At 64.1% G+C, this 23,943-nt stretch carries 22 protein-coding genes and 1 tRNA gene; 13 read left to right on the forward strand and 10 right to left on the reverse strand.

The genetic code is table 11. The features are described from left to right. Nucleotides 1-457: 457 nt before the first annotated feature. The 3 genes from HAP48_RS40840 to HAP48_RS40850 all read right to left on the reverse strand — a co-directional run bounded on the left by HAP48_RS40840 (nt 458) and on the right by HAP48_RS40850 (nt 2,901). Nucleotides 458-1,093, reverse strand: coding sequence for an ATP-dependent Clp protease proteolytic subunit (locus HAP48_RS40840; protein WP_166205432.1), 636 nt, complete (start codon nt 1,091-1,093; stop codon nt 458-460). 198 nt (nt 1,094-1,291) lie between these two features. Beyond that, a complete protein-coding gene (tig, locus tag HAP48_RS40845; RefSeq protein WP_166205433.1) occupies nt 1,292-2,653 on the reverse strand; it encodes a trigger factor in 1,362 nt (453 codons plus the stop codon). A 163-nt stretch (nt 2,654-2,816) separates the two neighbouring features. Further along, nucleotides 2,817-2,901: transfer RNA gene (locus HAP48_RS40850), tRNA-Leu, on the reverse strand. A 152-nt stretch (nt 2,902-3,053) separates the two neighbouring features. Here HAP48_RS40850 and HAP48_RS40855 point away from each other — a divergent pair. After that, nucleotides 3,054-4,370, forward strand: coding sequence for a multicopper oxidase family protein (locus tag HAP48_RS40855; RefSeq protein ID WP_224496804.1), 1,317 nt, complete (start codon nt 3,054-3,056; stop codon nt 4,368-4,370). 19 nt (nt 4,371-4,389) lie between these two features. Next, on the forward strand, nt 4,390-5,475 hold the full coding sequence (locus HAP48_RS40860) for an enolase C-terminal domain-like protein (RefSeq protein WP_166205434.1): 1,086 nt from the start codon (nt 4,390-4,392) through the stop codon (nt 5,473-5,475). 146 nt (nt 5,476-5,621) lie between these two features. Here the strand turns inward: HAP48_RS40860 and HAP48_RS40865 are convergent, their stop codons facing one another. Further along, entirely contained in the window at nt 5,622-6,305 is a 684-nt protein-coding gene (locus tag HAP48_RS40865; RefSeq protein WP_166205435.1) for a Crp/Fnr family transcriptional regulator, read from the reverse strand. A 316-nt stretch (nt 6,306-6,621) separates the two neighbouring features. Between HAP48_RS40865 and HAP48_RS40870 the strand changes: the two genes are divergently transcribed. After that, a complete protein-coding gene (locus HAP48_RS40870; RefSeq protein WP_166205436.1) occupies nt 6,622-7,008 on the forward strand; it encodes a hypothetical protein in 387 nt (128 codons plus the stop codon). 244 nt (nt 7,009-7,252) lie between these two features. Next, complete coding sequence (locus HAP48_RS40875; protein ID WP_166205437.1) at nt 7,253-7,963, forward strand: hypothetical protein; 711 nt, start codon at nt 7,253-7,255, stop codon at nt 7,961-7,963. A gap of 29 nt (nt 7,964-7,992) precedes the next feature. Here HAP48_RS40875 and HAP48_RS40880 read toward each other — a convergent pair whose 3' ends face one another. Beyond that, nucleotides 7,993-8,775 (reverse strand): tetratricopeptide repeat protein, encoded by a 783-nt coding sequence (locus HAP48_RS40880; protein ID WP_166215606.1) that lies wholly within the window; start codon nt 8,773-8,775, stop codon nt 7,993-7,995. Between the two features lie 290 nt (nt 8,776-9,065). Between HAP48_RS40880 and HAP48_RS40885 the strand changes: the two genes are divergently transcribed. Continuing rightward, nucleotides 9,066-9,407: a monooxygenase gene (locus HAP48_RS40885; RefSeq protein ID WP_166205438.1), complete on the forward strand. Its 342-nt coding sequence runs from the start codon at nt 9,066-9,068 to the stop codon at nt 9,405-9,407. Between the two features lie 67 nt (nt 9,408-9,474). Here HAP48_RS40885 and HAP48_RS40890 read toward each other — a convergent pair whose 3' ends face one another. Further along, nucleotides 9,475-10,440 carry a LysR family transcriptional regulator gene (locus HAP48_RS40890; protein WP_166205439.1) on the reverse strand — a complete coding sequence of 322 codons (966 nt, stop codon included), beginning with the start codon at nt 10,438-10,440 and terminating at the stop codon, nt 9,475-9,477. Nucleotides 10,441-10,541: 101 nt separating this feature from the next. Between HAP48_RS40890 and HAP48_RS40895 the strand changes: the two genes are divergently transcribed. Continuing rightward, complete coding sequence (locus HAP48_RS40895; protein WP_166205440.1) at nt 10,542-11,369, forward strand: oxidoreductase; 828 nt, start codon at nt 10,542-10,544, stop codon at nt 11,367-11,369. A gap of 64 nt (nt 11,370-11,433) precedes the next feature. Here the strand turns inward: HAP48_RS40895 and HAP48_RS40900 are convergent, their stop codons facing one another. The 3 genes from HAP48_RS40900 to HAP48_RS40910 all read right to left on the reverse strand — a co-directional run bounded on the left by HAP48_RS40900 (nt 11,434) and on the right by HAP48_RS40910 (nt 15,135). Next, nucleotides 11,434-13,029, reverse strand: coding sequence for a B12-binding domain-containing radical SAM protein (locus HAP48_RS40900; RefSeq protein WP_166205441.1), 1,596 nt, complete (start codon nt 13,027-13,029; stop codon nt 11,434-11,436). Between the two features lie 164 nt (nt 13,030-13,193). After that, a complete protein-coding gene (locus HAP48_RS40905; RefSeq protein WP_166205442.1) occupies nt 13,194-13,661 on the reverse strand; it encodes a GNAT family N-acetyltransferase in 468 nt (155 codons plus the stop codon). Beyond that, nucleotides 13,636-15,135 (reverse strand): NAD(P)H-hydrate dehydratase, encoded by a 1,500-nt coding sequence (locus tag HAP48_RS40910; RefSeq protein WP_166205443.1) that lies wholly within the window; start codon nt 15,133-15,135, stop codon nt 13,636-13,638. The genes HAP48_RS40905 and HAP48_RS40910 overlap by 26 nt, the downstream gene beginning before the upstream one ends. A 355-nt stretch (nt 15,136-15,490) precedes the next feature. Here HAP48_RS40910 and HAP48_RS40915 point away from each other — a divergent pair, with 355 nt between their 5' ends. Then, nucleotides 15,491-15,829: a P-II family nitrogen regulator gene (locus HAP48_RS40915; protein WP_166205444.1), complete on the forward strand. Its 339-nt coding sequence runs from the start codon at nt 15,491-15,493 to the stop codon at nt 15,827-15,829. A 151-nt stretch (nt 15,830-15,980) separates the two neighbouring features. Further along, nucleotides 15,981-17,390, forward strand: coding sequence for a type I glutamate--ammonia ligase (gene glnA / locus HAP48_RS40920; protein WP_029082860.1), 1,410 nt, complete (start codon nt 15,981-15,983; stop codon nt 17,388-17,390). 193 nt (nt 17,391-17,583) lie between these two features. Here the strand turns inward: glnA and HAP48_RS40925 are convergent, their stop codons facing one another. Next, nucleotides 17,584-18,261 carry a TetR/AcrR family transcriptional regulator gene (locus HAP48_RS40925; protein ID WP_166205445.1) on the reverse strand — a complete coding sequence of 226 codons (678 nt, stop codon included), beginning with the start codon at nt 18,259-18,261 and terminating at the stop codon, nt 17,584-17,586. 159 nt (nt 18,262-18,420) lie between these two features. On the opposite strand from HAP48_RS40925, the gene HAP48_RS40930 reads away from it, so the two are divergent. The 5 genes from HAP48_RS40930 (at nt 18,421) to HAP48_RS40950 (ending at nt 23,941) form a co-directional block, all read left to right on the forward strand. After that, complete coding sequence (locus HAP48_RS40930; protein ID WP_166205446.1) at nt 18,421-19,788, forward strand: aminotransferase class III-fold pyridoxal phosphate-dependent enzyme; 1,368 nt, start codon at nt 18,421-18,423, stop codon at nt 19,786-19,788. Nucleotides 19,789-19,827: 39 nt separating this feature from the next. Beyond that, a complete protein-coding gene (locus HAP48_RS40935) occupies nt 19,828-20,937 on the forward strand; it encodes a class II histone deacetylase (RefSeq protein WP_166205447.1) in 1,110 nt (369 codons plus the stop codon). Nucleotides 20,938-21,097: 160 nt separating this feature from the next. After that, nucleotides 21,098-22,393, forward strand: a complete 1,296-nt coding sequence (locus tag HAP48_RS40940) for an ABC transporter substrate-binding protein (protein WP_166205448.1) — start codon at nt 21,098-21,100, stop codon at nt 22,391-22,393. A 12-nt stretch (nt 22,394-22,405) separates the two neighbouring features. Next, nucleotides 22,406-23,221: an ABC transporter ATP-binding protein gene (locus HAP48_RS40945; protein WP_166205449.1), complete on the forward strand. Its 816-nt coding sequence runs from the start codon at nt 22,406-22,408 to the stop codon at nt 23,219-23,221. Nucleotides 23,222-23,293: 72 nt separating this feature from the next. Continuing rightward, the gene (locus HAP48_RS40950) at nt 23,294-23,941 is read left to right on the forward strand and encodes an ABC transporter ATP-binding protein (RefSeq protein ID WP_224496805.1); all 648 of its coding nucleotides are present in this window, start codon (nt 23,294-23,296) and stop codon (nt 23,939-23,941) included. The last annotated feature ends 2 nt before the right edge of the window (nt 23,942-23,943 follow it).

The following is a 23,943-nucleotide window of genomic DNA, read 5'->3' on the forward strand; positions in this document are numbered from 1 at the left end:
CCGTCCGCCGTTCGATCACTTGCCAGATCGACCCAATCCGGCACCAACCGGAGCTTAAGGGTAGATAGAGCAAATTCCGTACCAAAAAAGACCCTACGCAATACTGACCGTGTGGATCACGGTTTATTCGAATCTCCGCGACCATAGCCGATGCATTACAGCCAACCATGCTGGCACCCGACTATCAAGAATTCGCTAATCGGATGGCCGGCTCAAGACCGTGACAATACCGTGATTTTCAACGATCGCACGTGGAATACGCGCTGAAATCCACGGAACGTTGCGGGATTACCACTCCAGCATAGGAGCACGAAACCGGAACTTTCCGCCCGCGCGCAGTTACCTGCCGGCGGGTCCGCCCGTCCTGCTTTGCCGGTTATGTGAGGCGTCAATGTGGAGATCACACCGACGCCTCCAGAGGCCTGTTCCGATCAGGCGGCCTTGTCAGGCAGCCCTGTCAAGCAGCCTTGGCCGCCGACGGGTCTTCCGGACGCTTGTCGATGACCTTGTCGACGAGGCCGAACGCCTTGGCGTCCTCGGCGGTGAGGAACTTGTCGCGCTCCAGCGCGTCCTCGATCGCCTTGTAGGTCTGGCCGGTGTGCTTCACGTAGATCTCGTTGAGGCGCTTCTTGAGATTCAGGATCTCCTGCGCGTGCAGCATGATGTCGGTGGCCTGGCCCTGGAAGCCGCCGGAGGGCTGGTGCACCATGATGCGCGAATTCGGCAGCGAGAAGCGCATGTCCTTCTCGCCGGCCGCCAGCAGCAGCGAGCCCATCGAGGCCGCCTGCCCGGTGCACAGCGTCGACACCGGCGGACGGATGAACTGCATCGTGTCGTAGATCGCAAGGCCCGACGTCACCACGCCACCCGGCGAGTTGATGTACATCGAGATTTCCTTCTTCGGATTCTCGGCCTCGAGGAACAACAGCTGCGCGACGGTCAGCGTCGACATGCCGTCTTCCACCGGACCGGTGACGAAGATGATGCGCTCTTTCAGGAGGCGCGAGAAAATGTCGTAGGCGCGTTCGCCGCGATTGGTCTGCTCGACGACCATCGGTACGAGGTTCATGTAGGTTTCAACGGGATCGCGCATTGGGACAACCCAGGGGTTAGGGGTGATGCAGAACTTTAAGGCTTAGCTGAGATATGGGCCAATTTCCGGCCGACAAGACCGGCACTAGCCATCCGGGCAGGTCTCGGAAGTTCAAGCTGATTCGCATCTGCGCGCCTAGCGATGGGATCCGTCGCAAGGCGCGCTTTCGCGGTTCATCATTAACGCGAGGTGCCAGAATTAAGCGGCAGTTTTCTCGCCATCTTCATCCTTGAACAGCTCTTCCTTGGTGACCTTCTTCTCGGTCACAGTGGCGAGCTCGAGGACGAAGTCGACGACCTTGTCCTCGTAGATCGGGGCGCGGAGCTGGGCCAGCGCCTGGGCGTTGCTGCGGTAATAGTCCCAGACTTCCTTCTCGCGGCCGGGCATCTGGCGCGCGCGCTCGATCACGGCCCGCGACACCTCGTCGTCGGTCACCGTGATCTTGTTCTTCTCGCCGATCTCAGACAGCACGAGGCCAAGGCGGACGCGGCGGTCGGCAATCTTGTGGTACTCCTCCTTGGCCGCTTCCTCGGTGGTGTTCTCGTCGGCGAAAGTCTTGCCGGACGAGTCCATCTCGGCCTTGATCGAGTTCCACATCAACTTGAACTCTTCCTCGACCAACGACGGCGGCGCCTCGAACTTGTGGCTCTCGTCGAGCCGGTCGAGCAGCGCGCGCTTGACCTTCTGGCGGGTCGCGCCGGCGAACTCGGCCGTCAGGCGCTCGCGCGCGGCCTCCTTCAGCTTGTCGAGCGACTCGAGCCCAAGCGTCTTGGCAAACTCGTCGTCGATCGTGGTTTCACCGGGCGCCTCGATCAGGGTCGCGGTGGTCTCGAACTCGGCCGGCTGACCGGCGAGCTTTTCGTTGAGGTAGTTCTTCGGGAACGGGACCTTCAGCGTGCGGGTCTCGTTGGTGCCGATGCCGATCAGCTGTTCCTCGAAGCCCGGGATGAACTGGCCGGCGCCGATCAGGACCTGGATGCCTTCTCCGGTGCCGCCCTCAAAGGCTTCACCGTTGATGGTGCCCTTGAAGCTGATGGTGACGCGGTCGCCCTTCTCCGCCTTCGCACCCTCGGCCTTGGCATTGTACGGGCGGCTGCCTTCGGCGATGCGCTTGATGGCATCGTCGACGTCGGCGTCGGAGACGTCGACCACCGGCTTCTCGACCGAGAACGACTTGAAATCGGCGAGCGCAATCTGCGGCACCACCTCGATCGCGACCGTGTAGTTCAGGTCGGTCTTGCCCGACAGCAGTTCCTCGACCTCGTCCTTCTCGGTCGGCATCGTGATCTTCGGCTCGCCGGCGAGGCGGAAGCCGCGCTCGGTGAAGATCTCGGTATTGGTATCGCGGATGGTCTGGTCGATGGTCTCGGCCATCACCGAGCGGCCATAGATCTTCTTCAGATGCGCCACCGGCACCTTGCCGGGACGGAAGCCGTTGAGACGGACCTTGTCCTTGAGGTCGACCAGCTTGGCGCCCGCCTTGGCATCGAGATCGGATGCCGGAACGCTGATCTTGAATTCGTGCTTCAGTCCCTCGTTGAGGGTCTCGGTGACCTGCATGGTATCAATCTTCTTCCGCTTTTGCCGCGGCCCGAGCGGCCGTTGCAGTGTTCAATCTGTTCGACGCGGAGCCTGACGGCCTAACGTCTGTGGGTTCGGCGAACCGTCACCCCTTCGGGCCAAAGGTTCTCCAAGGAAACGTCATGCAAACGCTGTAAGCGCTTGGTGCGGGCGGAGGGACTCGAACCCCCACAACTTTCGTCACTGGAACCTAAATCCAGCGCGTCTACCAGTTCCGCCACGCCCGCGAGAAAAGCATCCAATTCGGCCGCGGTGCCGCGGGCGGCGGGCTTATAACATGCGTCCACCGGTTCGCAGCAAAAAAATGGCCGCTGTGCAGCCCATCCTGCGACCGATCGCGACTGGACAGGTCCACTTGAAAATGGTCCGCATCGGCCGGATGACAAGTCCCGAATTCTCTCCCGAATTTTCCCTCACCCGGCGCGACCTGATGGCCGCCCTCGGCGCCGCGGCGTTGTGCCCCGCTCTGCCGACCGCGGGCTCGGCGCAGGGCCGGACAGCGGTCGCGCTGCAGGCCAAAACCGACCACATCCGGCTGCGTCCTGACGGTCCGGAAACGGCGGTCTGGTCGCTCGGCAGCGGCGACCTCCGCTTCAGGCGCGGCGAGGTGCTGGACGTGACATTCGGCAACGACCTGCCGGCCCCGGCCGCGCTCGATTGCCGGGGGCTCGACGGCGTCCCGGCCGCGGAGCCTCTCGCCTCCCGGGCGCCCCTCGCCGCGGGAGCAAAGGATACCTTCCAGCTCCCGCTTCGGCATGCCGGCACCTTCCTGTGCGAGCCGCTGCTCGGCGATGGCGGCACGGCCCCGGCGCGGCCGCGGCCGCTGATCGTGACCGGCACCTCGCCGGTTGCGGTCGATCGCGACGAGGTCTTGCTGATCGAGGAGTGGCGCCTGCGGGGGGATGGGAGCGCAGTCCCGCCGGGGGATGATCCGAAAGATAGCTTGGCGATTCAAACGATTAACGGAAAAACCTCATACGACATCTCGGCCCCGGCCAACGCCCGGCTCAGACTCCGCTTTATCAACGGCAGCCAACGCGGCGTGCTGGCGGTCAAGCTGGAGAATCTCGAAGTCCGGGTAATGGCGATCGACGGCCAGCCTGCCGAACCGTTTTCGGCCCGCAACGGCGCGCTGGTGCTGGCGCCCGGAAGCCGCACCGATGTCTTTGTCGATGCGGCCGGGACGCCGGGAACCAGCTTCCCGATCCTGCTGCACGACGGCAAGCAGGCCCGCCCGGTCGGCAGGCTCGCGATCTCGAACGATCCGCCGCTCCGGCCGGCGCCGTTCCCGCCTGCCCCGCCGCTTCCCGGCAATGACATGCCCGCCCAGCTCGACCTCAAGAGCGCGGCGCGGTTCGATCTGGCATTGGGCACGCCGACCGAATGGTTCCGGCCGGCCGATTTCAAACCGTCAGCCGCCCCGGCCTTTCAGGCCAAAGCCGGCCGGCCGGTGGTGCTGGCGCTGACCAATCGCGGCGCGATCGCCAGCGTCTTTCATCTGCACGGCCATCACTTCCGCCTGCTCGACCGGCTCGACGACGGCTGGAAGCCGTTCTGGCTCGACACGCTCGCGGTCGAACCGGGCCAGACCCAGCGCATCGCCTTCCTCGCCGAATATCCCGGCCGCTATTTGATCGAGCAGGTCGCGACCGACTGGGCCGCGCCGCGGCTCGTCCGATGGTACAGTGTCCAATAACAAGAACGAGGAAACGCTCATGAGCCAGACAGTTGCAGCGATTCGCGGAGTGAAGGCACGAAGCGTCGTGGTGCCGCTCAAGCGTCCCGTGAAGACCGCGTTCGGCGTGATCGATTCCGGCCCGCTGGTCCTGATCGATGTCGAGACCGATCAAGGCGTTACCGGCCGCACCTACATCTTCGCCTACAGCAGGCTGACGCTTAAACCACTGGTTTATCTGATCGAGGAGATCGGCCGCGAGCTGATCGGCAAGCCGGTCGCACCGTTCGACCTGATGAAGGCGATGGACGCCAAATTCCGGCTGCTCGGCGCGCAGGGCCTGGTCGGCATGGCCGTGTCGGGCCTCGACATGGCCTATTGGGATGTGCTCGGCCAGCTCGCCGGCCGCCCACTGGTCGAGCTGCTCGGCGGCTCGGCGAGGCCGGTCAAGGCCTATGACAGCTATGGCGCGGTCGATCCCGTTGCCGACGAGCGCGCGCTGCGCCGCTCGCTCGATCAAGGCTTCAAGGGTATCAAGATCAAGGGCGGCGACGGCGACGCCGCCAATGACGAGCGTGTCGTGAAGGGCGTGCGCGCCCTGCTCGGCCCCGACATCGCGCTGATGCTCGACTTCAACCAATCGCTCGATCCGGCGGAGGCCACACGACGCATCGCGCGGCTTGCGCCGTACGATTTGCACTGGATCGAGGAGCCGGTGCCGCAGGAAAGCCTCTCCGGTCACGCAAAAGTCCGCGAGACCTCGCCGACGCCGATCCAGGCCGGCGAGAACTGGTGGTTTCCGCGCGGCTTCGCCGAGGCCATCGCGGCCGGCGCGTCCGACTTCATCATGCCCGACGTGATGAAGGTCGGCGGCGTCACCGGCTGGATGCAGGTCGCCGGACAAGCCGATGCCGTATCGATCCCGATGTCGAGCCATCTGTTCGCGGAAGTCAGCGCGCATCTGCTCGCGGTGACGCCGACCGCGCACTGGCTCGAATTCCTCGACTTCGCCGGCGCAATCCTCGCAAGGCCAGCCGAGATCACGGATGGCGCGGTGACCGCCCGCGGTCCCGGCCTCGGCATCGAATGGAACGAGCCGGCGGTCGCGAAATATCTGGTGCCGTAAACCGGAGGATGGGTGGAGCCAACGGGTCCGCGCAACGCGCGGCCCGATGATAAACTCCGCGATACCCATCAACTTTCTTTCGGCGCGGTGAGATAATGGGTTTCGCTGCGCTCTACCCATTGCGGCCTCGACATCGGAAGAAATCGTCACGTCGGAAGGCGGGCGATATCGCGCAATCGCCCGACGTCTCGAATCTCGATTCGTCGGTAGTCGCAGAGCAACACCTGGTCGGCTTGCAGCCGGCGGAGAACCGCATTGACGGTCTTGCGTGTCAGTCCCGTCATTTCCCCGAGCGCTTGCTGGCTGAGCGGCAACGCGTCAAGACCGGCGGTGACCTCGGCGATTTCCGAGAGCCGCGCGGCGACCCGCTGGGTGGGAGGCAGCGTCAACATGTCGGCACCGAACCTCAGCGCATAACGCAGCTGGCCGTAGAGCAGTGTGGCGACGGCGCGCCAGATCTCCGGCGCTTGTTCTGCGATTCGTGCCAACGCCCGGTCCGAGACGACCAGCGTTGTGCACGGTGTCGCGGCGGCGGCCGTGACCAGACGAGGCCCGCCGCCGAAACGCGCACTCTGACCCACGGCAGCCCCCGGGCCAACCAGCCCAACGCGGACGTGCCGCTCGCCAAGCCCATGGCAAAACAGATCGATCGCGCCGTCCACAACGACGAGCAGTCCGGTATCCTCATCGCCTTCGGCATGGACCCAGGCTCCCGCCGGACGACGAACCAGCTTTCCATGGTCCGCCAGCAAGGGGGCAAGCTTGATGGCATCAGGCGCCAGCCATTGCGCACCTTCCAGGACCCGACGCGTGACGTCCAGCGTTGCCATTCCCCATTGTAGCGCATGAGGATTGAAATCGCGCGGCACGGCGTCCGTGACCAGGCCGAAACGCGCGCTTGGCCCGCGGCGGCCCTTGGCCTCACGACACCAACACGAACTCGTGACTCCCGCATCCCGCGCCCTCGGGTCCGATTGTAACGCGAGTGACCATCCCGGATTGAGCACGATGATAGCGACGAGGCCTGACCAGCGCCCGAGGTGATCCGCTTCGCAGAGCCGAAGCAAACAACACCCCGCAGCGCTCTGGTTATCGACGCAACCCCGCTGCACGCATCGACCGCAGCGGTCATGATGGAGATGTCAGATGCTACGTAAACTGATCCTGGCGGCAACAGTCGCAGCGTTCACCGCAACGTCGGCAATCGTGCCGGCACAAGCTGCGGTGTTCAGAGGATTTGGCGCCGTTGGTGGCGCTGCGGTCGGGCGATTTGGCGCCGGTCAAGGCTTCCACTACGGCGCCTATCGCGGCGGCTACTGGCACGGTGGTTACTACCGTGGCGGCGGATATCGGGGTGGCGGATACTACGGCTGCTGCTACGGAGGCGCCATTGCTGCTGGCGCGGCTGCGGGCCTTGCGATGGGCGCGGCGGCAGCCGCCTGGCCGGCCTATGTCCCGGCCGCGACGGTCTATGCGCCGCCGCAGGTCGTCTATGTCGGGCCGCAGGTCGTCTACGCCTCGCGAGTCCATTGATCGGCGCGACAGGCAAAGCCGGCGACCCGTGTCCGATCAGTAGTCCGGCATGATCGGGACATGTGTGAAGCGGCTTTCCGGACGGGCCTGCTGGAACGAAACCTCCAGCAGGCCCCTTCGTCCATCGAACGAGCGCCGTCGCTTCGCGCCACATGAACGCCGGTGACACAGCCGATTTGCGATCAATCGTGCGCTTCACCTTTCCGACGTATTCATGTAGGTCGTCAGGGCATCGGAGCGCCCCATGTCCAACACCAACAAGCTGACGCTCAAGTTTCGCTGTCCCACGGAGCTTGAGGGACTGATTCCGCCGCCCGTGCCGGCAGCGCAGGGCGTTCCCGACTGGCTCAAGACGATGCCGGCGACCGCCTACTCTTCGATCAACCTGCACGACGAGGACACCATCAAGCGCTGTCCGCCGTTCGTGGATGCGATGACCTGCGGGTTCCTGCTGCCGCTGGTTTGCGACCTCAGGGTCGACAACGGAGAAATCACCTGGGACCAGGACCTGCCGCCGGGAGGCACGCCCGAATTTCCACGTTCGCCGATCGGCTTCCACGACCCGGGTCAGGTCAGCGGCACGCCGTTGTTTGAAGTGGGCCGCTTCTTCATCAAATTCCACAATCTGTGGACCGTCGAAGCCCCCGAAGGCTACGCCGTCTACTTCACGCATCCCGTCAATCGCTTCGACCTGCCGTTCACCACGCTGAGCGGCCTGGTCAATTCCGACCTTTATGCCGACAACTGGGTGCACTTTCCGGCGTATTGGCACGACCGGAATTTCAAGGGCGTGCTCCCGAAGGGAACTCCGATCGCGCAATGCATTCCGGTCAAGCGCGACAGCTGGACCGCGCAGGCCTCGTCCTTCACGACGGACGAAGCCAAGCGCGTCGACGAATTCCGCGCTGAGCTCCGACGAACGCCCAATCTCTACCGGAGAAACTTCAGGGCCTGAGGCGCCGCGAAGCGCTTCGCAGAAAGCGCTCAGCTCGATTCCACGCCGAGGAATTTCGCCGCCGCGCTCCGATCGAAGAAGAAGCGGCCATGCGATGACGCCGCCATCACGAACGCCGCGCGGCCCAGCAGTTGAGGCTGGCCACGCGTGACCGAGCGCAGCGCCGCCTCACCGGCATTGCGCTCGCCCTGCTCGAGAAGACAAGTGGCGAGGTGGGCGCGGACCGAGCGGTCGTCCGGATACTGCGCGAGCACCTGGCGGAAAGCATCGGCCGCAGCCGTGTAGTCGCCGTGCAGGATCAGGATCCGGCCAAGTTCGTTGACGACATCCGGCCGTCCCGGCGCACTGTTGCGGGCGCTGGTCAGGATGTTCAGCGCCTTCGCGAGCTCGCCGTTCTCGTGAAACAGGCGTCCAAGGCTGAGCTTCAGGTCGACATTGTCGGGCGCCAGCGCAAGGCCGGATTCGACGATGCCGATGGCGTCGCTGCGTTGACCGATCTTGACGAGCTGACCCGCGAGTTCCTGGAAGGACGGAAAATAAGGCGGGCGGCGCGCAACGGTGCGGCGAAGCTGCGCGATACCGTCGGCCGCGCGGCCGGCGCCGCACAGCAGGGCGCCAAGCAGGGTCTCGACTTCGCCGTCGTCGCCGCGACGCGCGATCCGTTCCAGCGATGCGATCGCCTCGCCTCCCCGATCCTGTCCCATCAGGGCATGCGCCAGCAAAAGCGCCGCGTTCCTGTCGGTGCGATTGGATTTCAGGATGCTGGCGGCAATCTGCTCGGCCTGAGCAAACTGTCGCGCCCGCAACGCCATTGCGCCTTGTTGCAGCGCCTGAGCGAGGAAATTGTTCTGCGTGGCACTCACGAGCGGGATTCACGGGATGCAAGGGAATGTCGTGGGGCTTTAGCCCGCCTCTCCCCACGCGTCCACCAAAAGTCTCGTGTCAGGGGGAGTTGAGCACTTGGCGAGCCTCTCCCCCGCCCCGCCGGATGCGGAGGGATTGGATCTATGCGGGACAAGGGTACGGCCGATCTTGTATGGTCGCGGCTGATCGGCGTGCCGCCGAACGAACCTGACACCGTATGACAGATCGGAGAACCAGGATGGCACAGTGCATCGTCATCGTTCAATTCGACCTCCCGAAGCGAACCGAGGAACAGGCCATCAAGGGCGGCATGGGCAGCGCGCCCATCTATCGTAATCTCGCGACAACAGGGCTGATCCGCAAAGACTATCTCAACGGCGAGACCGGCACGGGCGGTGTTTACTTGTGGGAGAGCCGCGCGGCGGCCGAGGCCTGGTTCACCGAGGCCAAACTCGCCGAGCTGACTGAACGGTTCGGAGCCCGGCCACGGCTGACCTGGTACGACACGCACGTCACCGTGGACAACCTCAAGGGCGAGACGCGGGTGAACCAATCCGCGCTGATATCAGCCGCGGAATGAAAAGACGTCGGGTAGCGCGGCCTCTCGCAAAGTATCGCCCCGAGCGGCCTCGAGGGCACCCGACAGCTCAAGCGCGTTCGCGATGATCGCCCGATGGATTGGCTGAGGTTGAATGAACCCCGCCCATCCGGGTGGCCAGCTTCGTCTCCTCCCGTATCATGTCGACGAAAGCGCGAAGCCCGGCCGTCATGTGCCGGTGCCGCGGATAATAGAGACGCAAGCCAGGAAATGGCGGCGTCCAGGCGTCCAGCACGGCTCGCAACGTTCCGGCGGCGAGATGCCCGGTTACCCAGAAATCGCTCACGAACGCCAGTCCCACGCCTTCGAGGGCGGCTTCGACCATCAAGCTGTCATTGTCGAGGGTCAGCCTTCCCGGGACATCCAGCACCATCTGCTCGCCGCCGCGCTTTTCGAACTCCCAGTGATAAAGCTTGCCGCTCGGCATCCGTCTGCGAATGCATTCATGGGTGAGCAAATCAAGCGGAGACCGCGGCACTGAAGAGCGTGCGAAATATTGGGGCGCGCCAACGACGATGAAGCGCGTTTCCGGGCCGCAGGGAATCGCGACCATGTCCTGCGGCACGGCTTCGGCCAGCCGGATGCCGGCATCAAAACCTTCCGCGACAATATCGATGGGACGCCCTTCCAAGGTCAATTCGACGTTCATGTCAGGATAGTGCCGCAGAAATTTTGCGACAACCGGGCGAAGGATCTGGTGCGCGGCGCGCTCCTTCAGATTGATACGCAGCGTTCCCGCAGGCGTGTCGCGAAATTCGTTCACATCCTCCATCGCGCCGGCAATCTCGCGCAGCGCGGGACTGACCCTGGCGAGGAAACGCTCTCCCGCTTCCGACAGCGCGACGCTGCGAGTCGTCCGATTGATGAGACGCACGCCAAGCCGCTTTTCCAGCCCGGCGATCGCATGGCTCAACGCCGAGGGCGAAATGCCGAGTTCCGTCGCGGCTGCGCGAAAGCTGCGATGCGCCGAGATTGCAACGACCGCGTTCAGCTCGAAAAGACCGGCATGCTGCATTGTTCGATTTCCTGCATCAGGTCATGTCACTCTATGCCGATTATTGCATTAATCAAACCGACTATATCAAGCCCGCAATCTGGTTCTGAAGGGCATCTCCCATGGCAAAGACTTTCCTCATCACGGGCGTTTCGTCCGGCTTCGGCCGCGCACTGGCCGAGGCCGCATTGCGTGACGGCCATACCGTCGCCGGCACCGTGCGCAGCGAGAACGACAAGCAAAAGTTCGAAGCGCTCGGCGAAGGCGCGCACACAGTGCTCCTTGACGTCACCAACTCCAAAGCCATCGCGCCGGCGGTCGCCGACGTCGAGAGCAGGATCGGCGCGATCGACGTTCTGGTGAACAATGCCGGCTATGGCCACGAGGGCATTCTGGAGGAATCGTCAATCGACGATCTGCGACGCCAGTTCGAGGTCAACGTGTTCGGCGCGGTGGCGATGATCCAGGCCGTGCTGCCCTTCATGCGCATGCGACGCGCCGGGCATATCCTCAACATTACATCGATGGGCGGGATCATCACGATGCCCGGCCTCAGCTACTATCACGGCAGCAAGTTCGCGCTGGAAGGGATATCCGAGTCCCTCGGCAAGGAAGTCAAAGACCTCGGCATCAAGGTCACCGCGGTCGAGCCGGGCGGCTTCCGCACCGACTGGGCCGGACGATCGATGGTACGGGCGGCGCGATCGATCGGGGACTATGACGCCGTCATCGAGCCAATCCGCAAACGCCGCATGGAACTGAGTGGCAGGCAGGTTGGCGATCCCCAAAAGGCCGCGCAGGCGATGCTGAAACTCGCTTTGTCGGCCGATCCGCCGGCGCATCTGCTGCTCGGCAGCGATGCCGTGCGGCTGGTCGAGGAAAAAATCAAACTGCTGCAGACCGAATTCGATGCGTGGAAGAGCGTTTCGCTCTCTACCGACGTTGCCTGAGCTGCATCAGCCGCCCAAGAGTCGAGCGAACTCTGCCGTCCATCAAACGGCATCCTTGATCAACTCACTGCGCAAGCGCCGTGACCCTCACCGGAGGCGCAGCATCCAACTCGGCAATCCGGCGGTCGATCTCACCGATCACGTGCTTCGAGAACGGCCCGAAGTGCAAGTACAGCGCCATCAGCATCACGATGTAGCGCAGCGCGCCTGGATTGGACTTGGCGACCTCGACGAAGGTCTTCCAGAACGGCTCGCGAACCTCCGGCAGGGTCCGCATGATCTTGTGCACGCCCTCGATGCCGCCAAGCTTTGTGCGCACGTCGCCATTCGGCAGGTCGCGGCGCCGGCCGGACCGGTCGAGCATGGCGGCAAGCCGCGACAGCCGTCCTGCATATGCCGCCGGGCTGTAGACGTGCCCGAGCACAGCCTTGTAATCCACAAGGATGTCACGAAGCGGACGCTTGGTGTCGAAATTGCAGCCGAGCGTGCATTGGTCGCCGGCCTGCTCGACCTTCATGAGATCATGGCCTTCGTGCAGGCGGCCTTCCTGGGCCAGCCGCCGCGTCAGCTGTGTGCCGGGCAGCGCATAGAGCAGTCCAACCATGCAGACTGGAATGCTCGCCTCCTCGATGAAGTCGATCATCGCCTGCGCCATCGAGACTTTCTCGGTATCGAACCCGACGATGAAACCCGCGGTGACGAACATTCCATAGTCGTAAATCTTATGAACGCTCTCGGCGATGTTGCGCCTGGTGTTCTGCTTTTTCTTCATCTGCACGAGGGTCTCCGGATCCGGGCTCTCAATGCCGACGAAAATTCCGAAGAAGTTCGCGTCCTTCATTGCCTGCAACAGCTCGCTGTCATCAGCGATATTGATCGAGGCTTCGGTCGAGAACTCGAACGGATAGTCGCGCTCTTCCAGCCAGGCCTTGAGCCGCGGCAGCAGGATGCGGAGGTTTTTCTTGTTGCCGATGAAATTGTCGTCGACGAAATCGACATGCCCACGATAGCCATGATCGTAGAGCGCTTGTAGCTCCGCGAGAATCTGATCGGGGGTCTTGGTCCGCGGCACGCGACCATACAGCTCGATAATATCGCAGAACTCGCAGGTGAACGGGCAGCCACGCGAATATTGCACGCCAATGAAGAGATAATGATCGAACTTGATCAGATCGTAGCGCGGCATCGGGCTTACCGTGACGTCGATCTTGAATTTCTCGGCGGTGAACACGCCCTTGCGCTCGCCGCGTTCCCAGGCGGCGATGAATTCCGCGATGATATGTTCGGCCTCGCCGATCACCTGGAAGTCCGCAGCCGCGTAGAGGTGCGGGCTGGAGGAGACGTCAGGCCCGCCGACACATACCGGCTTGCCGTGCCGGTGGGCGAGATCGATCAGGTGGAGAAAATCAGGCTGCTGGTTGAGCATACCGCCGAGCATGACGAGATCAGCCCAGTCGAGGTCCGCGTCGGTCGAAGGCTCGGTGTTACGGTTGACGAGACGAATCTCCCAATGCTTCGGCAGCATCGCGGCGACGGTGATCAGTCCGAGTGGCGCCGCCGGATACTTCGCGCCGACCAGTTCGCAAGCCTCCGTATAGTTCCAGAACGAGTCCGGAACGAACTTCGGATAGATCATGAGGACGCGGCAGGGACTCGTCATGTTGCTCCGGTCCGTACCACGCAGCTTCGAGGCTCAAGGGTACATTCGCTCGTCGGTACAGGCATTAAGTGCTCAAAAGGTGGCGGATTGCCAGATGATCTTTCGCCTCACCGTAAACTCCGTCCCGTCCGGGACCTGCCGGCGGTCAGTCAATACGATCAATGTCACTCACCCGCCGGCCCGCGCGTCCAGAGATAACGCACGTCCGGCTCCTTCTCCTCGTTGCGGTTGCCGTCGGTCTCCTCGACCACCGCAAAGCCGCGTGCCTCGTAGAAGCGGCGCGCCCGCACATTGCGCTGGAAGGTCCAGAGTTGCAGGCGGTCAGCGCCCTGCCTCGCGATGTCCAGCAGCGCGCCGCCAATGCCGCGCCCCTGCGCGGCCGGCAGCACATAGAGCTGCTCGATCCAGTCGTCGTGGAACCCGATTACGCCGCTCATCGCCGCGCCGTCGAAGGCGCCCCACAGCGTGCAAGTGGCAAACATCCGCTCGCGGTAAAACCAGCGGTCTTCGTCGGGCGTATGCAGGCCCGCGAGCCACGGCAGCGCGTGATCGAACGCCGCGCGATGCACGCGCGCAGCGGCGTCCATGTCGGCGAGCGCGAGTTGCCTAATACTCAATCCCGAACTCGTCATAGAGGCGGCGGAACACGGCCGGCAGCACCTCGGTGAGATCCTCCGCGATCAGGCCGGGGCCCGCCTCGCTGGCACTCTCGCCGTGCAACCACACGCCGATGCTGGCCGCCTCGAAGGCCGCGACGCCCTGCGCCAGGAAGCCCGCGATGATGCCGGCGAGCACGTCGCCGGCACCGGCGGTGGCGAGCCAGGGCGGCGCATTGGCGGCGATGGTGGCGCGGCCGTCGGGAGAGGCGATCACCGTATCGGCGCCTTTCAGCAGCACCACCGCGCCGGAACGCTCGGCCGCCGCGCGCACGCGCTCGAGCTTGGAGCGGCCGGGATGCTTGTTGGAGATGTCGCTGAACAGCCGCGGAAACTCGCCCTCATGCGGGGTGAGCACCACCCCGAGGCCATCGGCGGCCTTGATCGCCTCGAACAGCCGGTCCGGCGCGCCGGCAAAGCTCGTCAGCGCGTCGGCATCGAGCACCAGATGCCGCTGTGCCGACAGCGCGGTGTGGACGAAGTCGCGGGTGCGCGCGCTGACGCCGGCGCCGGGTCCGATCACGCAGGCGTTGAGCCGCTTGTCATCGAGCAATTCGGTGAACTGGATCGGATTGTCGACCGCGCGCACCATCACCGCGGTCACCGCCGCGGCGTTGACGGCCAGCGCGTCGCGCGGCGAGGCCAGCGTCACGAGGCCGGCGCCGGCGCGCAGCGCCGCGCGCGCGGCAAGCCGTGCCGCCCCGGTCGAGGCGAGATCGCCGGACACCACGACGGCGTGTCCGCGTGCATATTTGTGGCCGTCGATCCGCGGCACCGGAAACGACCAGCGCCAGGCCTGCGGCACATTCTCCGCGGTCAGCGGCTTGATCTCGTCGAGCACCTGCGCCGCGATCCCGATATCGGCGACACGGACCCGGCCGCAATACATCCGGCCCGGCAGCAACAGATGCGCCGGCTTCCTGCGGAAGAAGGTGACGGTCTCGGTGGCCTGCACGGCCGCACCCATGACAGCGCCTGACGTACCGTTGATGCCGCTCGGCAGGTCAACCGCCAACACCGGCGTACCGTTGGCGTTGATCGCCGTGATCATCTCCAGCGGATCGCCCTTCACCGGGCGATTGAGGCCGGCGCCGAACAGCGCGTCGATGATCAGCGAAGGCCTGCCGAGCGCCTGCGGGTTGAACGGCAGCACCGGAAATTTCCAGCCCTTCGCCGCGAGCGCCGCGTCGCCCTGCAGGCTGTCGCGTTCGCAGAGCAGGATCACCGAGACCTCGCGGCCGCGTGCGGCGAGCTCGGCGGCGGCGACAAAGCCGTCGCCGCCATTGTTGCCGCGGCCGGCGACCACGACGATCGGCCCCTCCTCGACCAGCTCCATCGCAGCTTCAGCGACCGCCTGGCCTGCGCTCATCATCAACGCGAAGCCCGGCGTGCCGGCCGCGATGGTCAGCCGGTCGGCACGCTCCATCTCGGTGGTGGTCAGAACGTCCATGCCGAATCCTCAATCGCTTCGCCTTTTCGAGAGGCAGTTCCTGTGACGTTCGCGCGGTTTCTACTGGCCGACTGCATATGGATTGATCTATTTGCCTATTTGTTAGGCTTGGATATCATAGCCCATGTGGTTCGATATCAGCCGACTGCCCGTTAAAAGGCTGATAACATTCCGAAATCGGGGGCCTTCACAACTTGGCATAGACCCTGCTTTTGAGGAAGCCGCGCGCAATGCCGCTCCATGCGACCATTGCGCGTGTTTCCGGCCCGGCGCCGGAAGGCTTAAGACCAACCAAGACTGCGCCCCACGCGCATCGAACTCGACCCTGCAATCTGCAATGCCCGGGAGGCGCTCAGTGAAGAAGATTGAAGCCATCATCAAGCCCTTCAAGCTCGACGAGGTGAAAGAAGCGCTCCAGGAAGTCGGACTGCAAGGCATCACCGTGACCGAGGCCAAGGGATTTGGCCGCCAGAAGGGCCATGCCGAACTCTATCGCGGTGCGGAATACATCGTCGACTTCCTGCCCAAGGTGAAGATCGAGATCGTGATCGGCGACGATCTGGTCGACAAGGCGATCGACGCGATCCGCCGCGCCGCCCAGACCGGGCGCATCGGCGATGGCAAGATCTTCGTCTCCAACATCGAGGAGGCGATCCGCATCCGGACCGGCGAATCCGGGCTGGACGCTATTTGAGCCCGGTGCTATCCGGGAATTTCTGACGCAAAAGAGAAAAAGGGCTGCTTCGGCAGCCTGATTTCGTTTGAGCAGTCACACGAACTCGCCAAAAGCGAGAATAACGTCGCTCACCGCTGGAAACCGGCCCGCAAATCCAAAAGGGGTATTCATGAAGACCGCCAAAGACGTCCTGAAATCGATCAAGGACAACGACGTCAAATACGTCGACCTGCGCTTCACCGATCCGCGCGGCAAATGGCAGCACGTGACCTTCGACGTCGGCATGATCGAAGAGGACACCTTTGCCGAAGGCCAGATGTTCGACGGCTCCTCGATTGCCGGCTGGAAGGCGATCAATGAATCCGACATGTGCCTGATGCCCGACCCGCTCACCGCGACGATCGATCCGTTCTTCGCCGAGACCACCATGGTCATCGTTTGCGACGTGCTCGAGCCGACGACCGGCGAGCCCTACAACCGCGACCCGCGCGGCATCGCCAAGAAGGCCGAGGCGATGGTGAAGTCGCAGGGCGTTGGCGACACCGTGTTCGTCGGCCCCGAGGCCGAGTTCTTCGTGTTCGACGACGTGCGCTATTCGGCCGAGCCCTACAACACCGGCTTCCGCCTCGATTCCTCCGAGCTGCCGATCAACTCGGCCACCGAATATGAGGGCGGCAACCTCGGCCACCGCATCCGCACCAAGGCCGGCTACTTCCCGGTGCCGCCGCAGGATTCGGTGCAGGACATGCGCTCCGAAATGCTCGGCGCGATGAGCAAGATGGGCGTCAAGGTCGAGAAGCATCACCACGAAGTCGCTTCGGCCCAGCACGAGCTCGGCATGAAGTTCGACACGCTGACGCTGATGGCCGACCAGATGCAGATCTACAAATACTGCATCCACCAGGTCGCCCACATCTACGGCAAGACCGCCACCTTCATGCCGAAGCCGGTCTATGGTGACAACGGCTCGGGCATGCACGTCCACCAGTCGATCTGGAAGGACGGCAAGCCGGTGTTCGCCGGCAACAAGTACGCCGACCTGTCGGAGACCTGCCTGCATTACATCGGCGGCATCATCAAGCACGCCAAGGCGATCAACGCCTTCACCAACCCGTCTACCAACTCCTACAAGCGTCTGGTCCCGGGCTATGAGGCTCCGGTGCTGCTCGCCTACTCGGCGCGCAACCGCTCGGCGTCCTGCCGCATCCCCTACACCGCGAATCCGAAGGCCAAGCGCGTCGAGGTGCGTTTCCCCGACCCGATGGCCAATCCCTATCTCGGCTTCGCCGCGATGCTGATGGCCGGCCTCGACGGCATCAAGAACAAGATCGATCCGGGTCCGGCGATGGACAAGGACCTCTACGATCTGCCCAAGGAAGAGCTGAAGCAGATCCCGACCGTGTGCGGCTCGCTCCGCGAGGCGCTCGAGAACCTCGACAAGGACCGCGCCTTCCTCAAGAACGGCGGCGTGTTCGACGACGACTTCATCGACGCCTATATCGAGCTGAAGATGACCGAAGTCGCCCGTTTCGAAATGACCCCGCACCCGGTCGAGTTCGAGATGTACTACTCGCTGTAAGATCTACGGCACCGTGAAATGCGAAAGGCGCCCGGAGACGGGCGCCTTTTTGTTTGAGTGAACGCTTCAACTGCGTAGCGCTCGTAGGATGGTAGAGCGCAGCGAAACCCATCATCTCAAGACTTGCACCGGCGCGATGGGTTCGCTTCGCTCTACCATCCTACGAAGCTACGAAGCCGCGAGGCATCAACGCTCATCCCCGCGTCACGCGCTTCCCCGCTTTCGGCGTCTTGCGGTCGTTCGACAACCCGCTTGCGAACCCCTGTGTCGCCACGATCAGCGTCTCGATCGCGCGTGATGACCGGGCCTTGTTGGGCTTCGCCAGCTCCTGCAACAGCAACCCGTCGATGCCGGCCAGCATGAAGCGTGCGACATCGGCGCATCCCGCCGCATCGAGCTCGCCGGTTCGTACGGCAACGCCTTGCAGGATGTCCTGATAGACCTTGACATAGGCGTCATACTGATAGGTTGCGAGCCCGGCCGCGTCGTCGCGCCGGAGCGCGTACAGCGTCAGCTCATACTGCACGATCTGCAGCTCGAGCGTTCGCTCGAGATAGCGCCAGCCGGCGCGCAGGGCTTCGCGGATGCAGCTCGCGATGTCCGCAGTATCGCCGGTTTCCTCGCGCAGCGCCGCGGTCGTCTCATCGATCAGGTGTTCGAGCACCGCCAGCAGCAGCGCGCTCTTGCTCTCGAAATGATAGTGCAGCGTGGCGAGGCGAACGCCGGCGCCGGCCGCGATGTCGCGCGTCGTCGTCGCAGCGACGCCGCCGGTCCCGAGCGCCTGCAAGGCTCCCTCGATGATCTGGCGCCGCGTTCGTTCGCCCTTGGGTTCGTTCTTGGCGCCGACCTGCTCACGTCCTGCGATTGTCATCCGTATCTCCAGTGCGCATGACGATTGTCTATCTCGTGCCGCACAAATTTGCATGTTGCACAAAATTGGTCATTTGACCAATTTTCTCGCCTGTGTTTATCCTTGCGGCAATGAGAACCGGGGTCCCCTGGGGAAACAAATGTCGAGAGGAACGAGAAAATGACCGCAGCAGCTGCTCGAAACAACGACACGCTGACTCGTCACGTCGTCTACCCCTTCGCCAATGCCAACTTCCTCGCCGAGAACCCGCCGATCTGCATCGAGGGCGGTGACGGTGTCTACGTCTCGGACGGCCAGGGCAGCCGCTATCTCGACGGACAGGCCGGGCTCTGGAACGTCAATGTCGGGCATGGCCGCCCCGAGATCAAACAGGCGATCATCGAACAGCTCGATCGTCTCAGCTTCTATTCGACCTTCGGCAACACCACCAACAGCCCGTCGGTGGCGCTGGCGGACGAGCTCTGCCGGCTGGCCGCGCCGGAAGGCATGGTCCGCGCGTTTTTCTCGTCCGGCGGCTCGGAGGCCAACGAGGCCGCGATCAAACTCGCCAAGCAATATTGGCGGCTCGCCGGCGAACCGCTGCGCACCAAGATCATCTCGCTGCGCGGCGCCTATCATGGCGTGACGCTGGGCGCGCTGTCGGCCGGCGGCGTCAATGTCTACAAGGAGCAGTTCACGCCGCTGCTGCCCGGCTTCTTCCAGGTCGAGACGCCGCACGTCTACCGCAACCCGTTCACGTCGGACCCGGAGGCGCTCGGCCGCCTCTGCGCCGAATTGCTCGAGCGCGAGATCGTCTATCAGGGCGCTGGCAGTGTCGCGGCCTTCATGGCCGAGCCGGTGCAGGGTGCCGGTGGCGTGATCGTGCCGCCTGCGAATTTCTGGCCACTGCTGCGCGAGGTCTGCGACCGCCACGGCGTGCTCCTGATCGCCGACGAGGTCGTCACCGGCTTCGGCCGCTCCGGCAGCATGTTCGGCAGCCGCGCCTGGGGCGTCAATCCCGACATCATGGTGTTCGCCAAGGGCATCAACAGCGGTTACATCCCGCTCGGTGCCACCTTGATCAACGCGAAGGTCGCGGCCGCCTTCCAGTCCGACGACAAGTCGCAATTCACGCCACGCGCGTTCATGCACGGCAACACCTATGCCGGCCATCCCCTCGCCTGCGCCGCCGCGATCGCCAATTTGCGCATCGTCGAGCAGGAGGAGTTGCCGGCCAATGCCGGCAAGGTCGGCGCCTATCTGCTGGCACGATTGAAGGACATCCAGAAGCGCCATCCCAATATGGGCGACGTGCGCGGCAAGGGGCTGATGCTCGGCATCGAGATGGTCGCCGATCCCGAGACCAAGCGGCCGTTCGATCTGGCGGAGAATTTCGGCCAGCGGATCTGGGAGCGCTGCGTCGCCAAGGGCGTCCTGATCCGCAACCTGGCCGACACGTTCATCATCTCCCCGCCGCTGACCTTCACGACCGAACACGCCGACAAGATCGCGGACACGTTCGACGAGGCGATCAGCGCAGTCGAATAGATCAACACGAGGTCGGCGCCAGGACAGGGGATTGCTCGCATGGCTACTGGGTTCGTCTGCCATGAACTTTACATGTGGCACAACACCGGCAACTGGGCCCAGGTATTTCCACCGGGACTAACGATCCAGCCCGGAACTCATGCGGAGAATCCGGAGACCAAGCGCCGCTTCCGCAATCTGGTCGAAGTCAGCGGCCTGCTCGATCATCTCGTGCAGATCAAGCCGCGCGCAGCGACGGTGGCAGAGCTCGCCCGCGTCCACACCGCTGACCATATCGCCCATATCAAGCGCCTCAGCGACGCCGGCGGCGGCGATGCCAGCCACCTGACGCCGCTTGGCGCCGGCAGCTACGAGATCGCGCTGCTCGCGGCCGGTGGCGCCATCACTGCTGCCGATGCGGTCGCATCGGGCGCGGTCGAGACCGCCTATGCGCTGATCCGCCCGCCGGGACATCATGCGCGGCCGGAGCTCGGCATGGGATTTTGCCTGTTCGCCAACGCAAGCATCGCGATCCGTCATCTGCAGGCCACCGGCCAGGTGTCGCGCGTCGCCGTTGTCGACTGGGACGTGCATCACGGCAACGGCACCCAGGCGGTGTTCTACGAAGACCCCAGCGTGCTGACGATCTCGCTGCACCAGGACAATCTGTTCCCGGCAAACTCCGGTTCACTTGCCGAGAACGGCGACGGTGCAGGCGATGGCTACAACATCAATGTACCGCTGCCGCCCGGCTCGGGCATCGGCGCCTATCGCAGCGCGTTCGAACGCGTCGTGCTGCCCGCACTGCATCGCTTCGTACCCGACATGATCGTGGTGGCGTCGGGCTTCGATGCGTCGGGCGTCGATCCGCTCGGCCGCATGATGCTGTCGTCGGCGGCGTATCGCGAGATGACGCGCATGCTGCGCGCCGCTGCCAAGACGTTGTGCAACGGCCGCATCCTGATGACGCATGAGGGCGGCTACTCGGAAATGTACGCGCCCTATTGCGGGCTCGCGGTGCTCGAGGAGTTGTCCGGCATCAAGACTGATATCGCTGATCCCTGGGAGCCATTGATGGCCGCGTGGGGCGGCAACGAGTTGCAGCCGCATCAGGCCGCGGTGATCGATGCGGCCGCGGCACTCGTGGGCCGGCTACCTGCAGTGCGCTGACGATGAGATTGGTGGACGCAATTGCCAGATGCCATGGCACGGTTCGTGCAACAGCGGCTCATGCAGTAGCCGCTTCGCGCAATCGCCGCAGCCGTGCATCTCCTGCTTTAGAGAGAGGCGTCGGATTGGCCGCGCCGTAGACGAGAGGGTACTGACGATCATGCTTGACCGACGTTCACTTCTCGGCGGTGTTGCCGCCGGCGCTGGCTCGATTGCAATGCTGGCGAGCCTGAACAAGGAAGCCCGTGCCGCAGGCGGTCCAGTCAAGGTGGGCTCGGCATTGCCGATGTCCGGCTTTGCCGCCGCTGACGGCATCGAGTTCAAGAACGGCCTCACGCTCGCCGCCGAAGAGATCAACGCCGCCGGCGGCATTTTGGGACGTCCGATCCAGATCGCGATCGAAGACACCAAGGAGATGGGCGCCGATATCGTGACCCAGGCAATGCAGCGCCTGATCGACCGTCACTCGGCGAGCGCGATCATCAATGGTTACAATGTCGGCACCAACATGGTGGAGATGGACGTCGCCGCCGACAACGACGTCATCTTCGTGCACTACAACACGCTGATCTCGCACAACACCAAATTCCTCAGCGACCCGCAGCGCTATTACTCCTGCTTCCAGGGTGATCCGCCGGAGTTCTACTACGGCCCCGGCTTCCTGCTGTTCCTGAAATCGCTGATCGACAACAAGCAGTGGAACCCGCCGAACCGCAAGATCGCGATCATCCCCTCGGCGAACGAATATTCAATCGTGATCGCCAACGCGATCCGCGACCGCGTCAAGGAATTCGGTTTCGAGCTCGGGCTCTACGAGACCGTGCCCTTCCCGACCAACCAATGGGGACCGACGCTCGCCAAGCTGCGCCAGGACCCGCCGGCCGCGATCGCGGTGACGCACTTCCTGCCGCAGGATCTGGCGCAGTTCATGACCCAGTTCCTGCCCGAGCCGACCCAGAGCCTGGTCTACATGCAATACGGACCGTCGCTTCCGGCCTTCCGCGAGATCGGCAAGGAAGCCATCAACGGCGTGCTCTACTCCACCGTGATCGGCTGCCTGCCCGACGAATTCTCCGCGGCCTATCGCAAGACCTATCGCGAGAAGTTCGGCGCCAACGCCGCCTTCATCACGGGATCGCAGACCTATGACGGGCTCTGGCACTACGCGCTGTCGGCGGCGATCGCCGGCGGCGCCAGCGAGCCCAGCAACAAGGAGCAGACCCGCAAGATCTCGGAAGCGATGAAGCGGCTGATCTATCGCGGCGTCAACGGCATCTACCACGCCGACCCGAAGGGCCAGTCCGCCTTCTGCTATCCGACCCAGATCAAGGACCCGTCGCTCGGCATGGCGCACCAGTTCCTGCAGCACCAGGACTACCGCACCGATCCCAAGCTGATCGCGCCCGCGCTCTATGCAACCGACACGATGAAGCTGCCGCCATGGATCAAGGCGTAAGAGGCTAACGCGGTGACCTCCCCTGACCAGACGAACGGCCCGCTGCTCGTCTGCGAGGGCGTGACCAAGACCTTCGGTTCGCTCCGTGCGGTGGATGGTCTGTCGTTGACCGTTCGCCCCGGCGAGGTGGTCGGGCTCGGCGGACCGAACGGCGCCGGCAAGACGACATTCTTCGATGTCGTCACCGCCGTCACGCCGATCACCGATGGCCGCATCCAGTTTGCGGGGCGCGATATCACCGGGCTTGCGGCGCACGAGGTGTGCCGCGCCGGCATCGCCCGCACATTCCAGCTCAACGCAGCGTTCGACAGCCTCTCGGTCGAGGAGAATATCGAGGTTGCCGCCCATTTCGGCGACACCAACAGCCGCTTCCCGGGCTTTGCGATCAGCCGGGCCGCCCGGCAACGCGCTGCTGCGGCGCTCGATCTCGTCGGCCTCTCCGGCCGGCGGCGCATCGCGCGCGACCTGCCCGTGCTCGACCGCAAGCTCTTGATGATCGCAGGCGCGGTTGCGACCTCGCCGCAACTGCTGCTGCTCGACGAGCCGGTCGGCGGCCTCAGCCCGTCGGAGGTCGATCGCATCGCCGACGTCGTGAAACGGCTGTCGGCATCGGGGATCGCGATCCTGCTGATCGAGCACGTCATGCGCTTCCTGCTCTCGCTGTCGACGCGCGTGGTGATCATGCACCACGGCAGATCGATCTTCGAAGGCGCGCCCTCGGCGGTCGCCGATGATCCGACGGTGGTCGAGACCTATCTCGGCAAGGCCGCGACCAACAGGCTCAAGGCCTTCTTCGTCAAGCAGCCGGAGCTGAGCGCCCATGGCTGAACCGTCGAGCGCCCCCTGTCTCGTCGTCAACGGGCTAGTGACGGCTATGACGGCCGCAACGTCCTGACCGGCGTGTCGCTGTCGCTGAATGCGGGCGAGCTCGTCACCGTCGTCGGCCCGAACGGGCACGGCAAGACCACCCTGCTGCGCGCGATCTCCGGCCTGCTGCCGGTGCGCAAGGGCTCGGTGTCGCTGAATGGCCGCGTGATCTCGGGCCTGCCGGCGCATCGCGTCGCGGCGGGCGGCGTGATCCACGTGCCGCAGGGCGATCTCTTGTTCGCCGGGATGAGCGTGCTCGAAAATCTCCTGATGGGCGCCTATCTCGATTCCGATCAGGCGGCGGTGGCCCGGCGTCTCGATGAAGTCTTCACGCTGTTGCCCAAGCTCGCCGAGCGGCAGACCCAAATCGCTGCCAGCCTCTCCGGCGGCGAGCGGCGCATGGTCGGCATCGGCCGCGGCCTGATGATGAAGGGCACGGTGATGCTGATCGACGAACCGACGCTCGGCCTCGCCCCGATCATCATCGAGCAGATTTACGAGGTGATCGCGCGGCTGAAGGCGAGCGGCCGCACCATCCTGCTGGTCGAGGAGAATCCGGCGCGCGTCGCCGACATCGCCGACCGCATTCACCTGCTCGACAACGGCGCCTTCGTCTGGTCGGGCGAACCGTCCGTCCTGCTACAGCGCGACGAGCTGCTCGCAACCTATCTCGGAGGCTGATC

Source organism: Bradyrhizobium septentrionale, assembly GCF_011516645.4.
Taxonomy (GTDB): domain Bacteria; phylum Pseudomonadota; class Alphaproteobacteria; order Rhizobiales; family Xanthobacteraceae; genus Bradyrhizobium; species Bradyrhizobium septentrionale.